This window comes from Acinetobacter sp. NIOH-H-8 (assembly GCF_046635365.1).
Lineage (GTDB): Bacteria > Pseudomonadota > Gammaproteobacteria > Pseudomonadales > Moraxellaceae > Acinetobacter.
In genome coordinates this window covers 1-408 of sequence record NZ_JBHDVN010000287.1, presented here as the reverse complement: position 1 = coordinate 408, position 408 = coordinate 1, and the positions used below count along the sequence as shown (strand labels likewise).

General features: G+C 66.9%; 1 protein-coding gene. It reads left to right on the top strand.

Translation table 11 applies throughout. From position 1 onward, the window contains the following. Nucleotides 1-408: MFS transporter (locus ACEWB7_RS18270; RefSeq protein ID WP_411581128.1), on the top strand; the 408-nt coding region annotated here is incomplete at both ends.

The window sequence follows — 408 nt, the reverse complement described above, 5'->3', positions numbered from 1 at the left end:
CCACTACGACTGGCGTACCGCGCTGGCAGTGTTGAGCGTGTTCGACCTGCTGTGCGCGGTGGCGTTCGTGTGGCTGCTGCCGCCCTCGCGTCACTTCGTGCGCCGGCACGGCGTCAACCTGCACTACCACCTGCGCGCCTGGGGCGGGCATCTGCGTAACCGCCAGTTGTTGTGGCTGTTCTCGATCCCGTTCCTGTTGATGGGCGTGTTCGTCAGCGTCTACAACTACGCCGGGTTCCGCCTGGGCGGCGCGGAATACGGCCTGAGCCAGAGCCAGATCGGCATGATCTTTAGCGCGTACGTGTTCGGCATCGTGTCTTCATCAGTGGCCGGTGCGGCTTCGGACCGCTACGGCCGTGGCCCGGTGGTGCTGGCCGGCACGCTCACCGCCGCCGCCGGTGTGGCGTT